This is a genomic window from Thalassospira xianhensis MCCC 1A02616 (assembly GCF_003326475.1).
GTDB lineage: Bacteria > Pseudomonadota > Alphaproteobacteria > Rhodospirillales > Thalassospiraceae > Thalassospira > Thalassospira xianhensis.
This window is the reverse complement of sequence record NZ_JPWA01000076.1, coordinates 1-4026: the sequence shown is the minus strand read 5'-3', so window position 1 is coordinate 4026 and position 4026 is coordinate 1. Positions and strand designations below refer to the sequence as shown.

Below are 4026 nucleotides of genomic sequence, written 5' to 3'. Positions count from 1 at the left end.
CCAGCAGCGGCGAAGTCGCAGGCCGTTGCACCGGCAAAGGCCGCAGCATCCGAGGGACCAAAGGCCGAAGCGCCACGTGGCGAGGCCAAGGAAAGTTCCGTCGCAGCCCAGACGATCCGCGTCAACGTTGAATTGCTTGAAAACCTGATGACACTGGTTTCCGAGCTTGTCCTGACCCGTAACCAGCTTCTGCAGATGGTTCGTGGCAAGGATGACAGCGAATTTACCGTTCCTTTGCAGCGTCTGTCGCACATCACCACCGACCTTCAGGAAGGTGTGATGAAGACCCGAATGCAGCCGATCGGCAATGCCTGGGCGAAGCTGCCGCGTATTGTTCGTGACCTTGCACTCGAGATGAACAAGAAAATCGATCTGCAGATGATCGGTGCCGACACGGAACTTGACCGTCAGGTGCTTGAACTCATCAAGGATCCGCTGACCCACATGGTTCGCAACTCTGCCGACCACGGTCTGGAAGATATTCCGGGGCGCCGGGAAGCAGGCAAGCCGGAAACCGGTACGGTCACGCTGAACGCCTATCACGAAGGTGGTCACATCATCATCGAAATTTCCGATGATGGTCGCGGGCTTAATATCGAACGGATCAAGGCCAAGGCGATTGCCAACGGTCTCGCAAGCGAAAGCGATCTTGACGGTATGGCGGACTCGCAGATTCACCAGTTCATTTTCAAGGCCGGTTTCTCGACCGCCGAAAAGGTAACCTCGGTTTCGGGACGTGGCGTCGGTATGGATGTTGTCCGTACCAACATTGAAAAGATTGGTGGTACGGTCGAACTGAAATCGGTCGAAGGCCGCGGGTCGACCTTCATCATCAAGATTCCGCTGACCCTTGCCATCGTTTCGGCACTGATCGTTGAAAGTGGCGGCGAACGCTTTGCCATTCCGCAGATCAGCGTTCTGGAACTGGTTCGTGCTTCAAGCAATTCCGATCATTCGATTGAACGTATTCACGATACGCCGGTCCTGCGCTTGCGCAACCGACTGCTGCCACTTGTCACGCTCAAGAAAATTCTTGGCCTTGATGATGGTGAAACGACGGTCGATGACGTGGATGAAGAAGCCTTCATCGTCGTCACGCAGGTGGGCACCTATTCGTTTGGTATCATCGTTGACCGCGTGTTCGATACCGAGGAAATCGTGGTCAAGCCGGTTGCGCCGATCCTTCGCGATCTGTCGCTGTTCTCGGGGAACACCATCCTTGGCGACGGCAGCGTGATCATGATCCTTGATCCGAACGGCATTGCTACCCGGACCGGCGAAATCACCGTTGGCGGTTCGCAGGGTGTCGAAAGCAAGGCGCGTTCTGATACCGGTGATCGCGAAACGACTTCCATGCTGGTCTTCCGGGCTGGCGGGTCCGAAATTCGTGCAGTGCCGCTTGCACTTGTCGCCCGTCTCGAGGAAATCGATGTCGAAAATATCGAATACTCGAACGGTCGCCCGCTGGTGCAGTATCGTGGCAAGCTGATGCCGCTGGTCTTTATCGATGGTTCCTATCAGATGAAGAGCGAAGGCCGTCAGCCGACCCTGGTATTCCAGGATCGCGAACGGACCATGGGTCTTGTGGTGGACGAGATCGTCGACATTGTCGATGACGTCCTGAACGTTGAACTGACAGCCGATCAGGATGGTCTGGTCGGTTCGGCGGTGATTGATGGCAAGGCAACCGATCTGATTGATGCCGGTTACTATCTGGAACTGGCGTTCTCGGACTGGTTCGGCCACGAAGATACTGGTGGCGAGAAGAAGCGTGTTCTTCTGATCGATGACAGCCCGTTCTTCCGCAACCTTCTCACACCGATGTTGTCGGTGTCCGGTTTCCGTGTCATTGCGGTCGAGAATGCCGAACAGGCGCTTGATCTTAAAAATCGCGGTGAAATGTTCGACGCGATCATCAGTGACATCGAAATGCCGGGCATGAACGGCTTTGAATTTGCCGAAAGCCTGCAGAATGATGAACATTGGGGTGATACCCCGATCATCGCGCTGTCCTCGCACACCAGCGAGGAAGACTTCGAACGGGGTCGTCAGGTTGGCTTTAGCGACTATGTTGCGAAATTCGATCGAGATGCGCTGGTATCGACGCTGATCCAGACGCTGAGCGCAGTGTAAATCGGGGAAAAGTCCAATGAGCGATAAAAAGGCACTCGTCCCGAGCAAAGAACAGAGCACGGCCCTTGACCTTGGAGGGGCAACGAAGGATTTCGTTACCGCCTATATCGGCAAGCAGTTGTTCGGTATTCCGGTTCTGACGGTTCAGGATGTTCTTGGTCCGCAGCGTATCACCCGCATTCCGCTTGCCCCGCCAGAAGTGGCAGGGTCGCTGAACCTGCGCGGTCGTATCGTGACGGCAATCGATGTTCGCAAACGTCTTGGTCTTCGTGAACGCGAAGATGATGTGCCGGGCATGAGCATTGTGGTCGATCAGGGTGGCGAACTTTACAGCCTGATGGTCGATCAGGTTGGCGAGGTTCTGAGCGTTCCGCAAAAGGCATTCGAACAGAATCCGGCGACGCTTGATCCGCGCTGGCGTGAATTTTCCGATGGTATTTTCCGCCTCGACAAGAAGCTTCTTGTCATTCTGGACGTAACCCGTCTGCTTGATTTTACCGTTTCGGTAAAACAGGCGGGCTAGATATGATAGTATGTGCCGGGTGCAAAATGCATCCGGTACAGTGCCGGTATTGGCTTAACGATCTAATTTGCGAGAAGGAAGTCGATGAAGAGTTGTCTCGTCGTCGATGATTCGAAAGTCATCAGAATGGTGGCACGCCGTATCCTTGAAGAAATGGGATTTGCGGTCATTGAGGCTGTGGATGGGCAGGAGGCAATTGATCGATGCCTTGAAGCCATGCCAGACGCGGTGTTGCTTGATTGGAACATGCCGGTGAAAAGCGGGATTGATTTCCTGCGGGAACTGCGCGCAGCACCTGGTGGCGATGAGCCCGTCGTCGTGTTCTGCACCACAGAAAACGATCTCGAGCACATTCAGGAAGCCATTACGGCCGGTGCGAACGAGTATATTATGAAGCCGTTCGACAGCGAGATCATCCAGGCAAAATTTGAGCAGGTGGGTCTGATTTAAGGTTCCTGTCAGCGTCGCTGTGCATTTGCCTTGGTTTTGGTCCGGTTGCTCTAACGGGAACGTCGGTACGTGGAAGACACGCCAATCCATCCACCCTATAAAGTCCTGATTGTTGACGATTCCGCAATCGTGCGTGGTCTGGTAACCCGTATGTTGCAGGAAGACGACGATATCGAGGTCGTCGGTTCCGTCGCCAATGGCGAGGATGCCCTTGTGGTTATGCGCAAGGAAATCGGGATCGAGGCTGTTGTTCTTGATATCGAAATGCCGGTCATGGATGGTCTGACGGCATTACCCAAACTTCTTGAAATTGATCCGACGGTTCGGGTGATCATGGCATCAACCCTGACCAAGCGGAATGCCGATATCAGTTTCCAGGCGATGACGCTTGGTGCGGTGGACTACATTCCCAAGCCCTCATCGGCCAAGGACCTTAATGTTGGCGAAGGCTTCCGGGCCGAGCTGTTGGACAAGGTCAAGGCATGGGCAGAACAGCGTCGCAAGATGCTTGGCGCTGAGCAGGTCCGTTACGAGGATCAGGCCGAGAACGTCGTGCCGGTTCCCGAAAACCCGGATGCCGAGCCGGAACACGATGTTCCACCAGCCAGTGATGAAGATGATCATGGCAATGCAAAGCCGGATGGGACGGATGCCCCTGCGCCGTTCCGGGCCGAGCTTTCGGTCGAACATCAGACTTTGCATAAACCGGGACGGGTACAGCGAAAGCGTTTCACCGCCGAACTGCGCCCGCGACCGACGCATCAGCCAGGTCGTCACGGACCAATGTCGACCCGCCCGATGCCCCAACCACAGCATCAGCCGCCGGCTCCAACAAATACCGAGGCCAAGGCTACAGGTGCAGCGGCTTTGACGCGTGATGCTGCCCCGTCTGCAGCCGCGACGCAGCCGCGGGATCCGGG

The 4026-nt window shown here is 55.5% G+C and carries 4 protein-coding genes; all 4 read left to right on the top strand.

The genetic code is table 11. From position 1 onward, the window contains the following. The coding region (locus tag TH5_RS24980) for a hybrid sensor histidine kinase/response regulator (RefSeq protein ID WP_244205035.1) at positions 1-2133 on the top strand (2133 nt) is incomplete at its 5' end. A gap of 16 nt (positions 2134-2149) precedes the next feature. Beyond that, the gene (locus TH5_RS24975) at positions 2150-2656 is read left to right on the top strand and encodes a chemotaxis protein CheW (protein WP_007091316.1); all 507 of its coding nucleotides are present in this window, start codon (positions 2150-2152) and stop codon (positions 2654-2656) included. An 84-nt stretch (positions 2657-2740) separates the two neighbouring features. Then, entirely contained in the window at positions 2741-3106 is a 366-nt protein-coding gene (locus tag TH5_RS24970; RefSeq protein WP_062952925.1) for a response regulator, read from the top strand. Between the two features lie 69 nt (positions 3107-3175). Beyond that, positions 3176-4026: response regulator (locus TH5_RS24965; protein WP_114124124.1), on the top strand; the 851-nt coding region annotated here is incomplete at its 3' end.

What these genes read in the sequence shown, in the direction of transcription:
- TH5_RS24975 (WP_007091316.1), top strand. Translation starts at nt 2,150, where the DNA reads ATGAGCGATAAAAAGGCACTCGTCCCGAGCAAAGAACAGAGCACGGCC.
- TH5_RS24970 (WP_062952925.1), top strand. Translation starts at nt 2,741, where the DNA reads ATGAAGAGTTGTCTCGTCGTCGATGATTCGAAAGTCATCAGAATGGTG.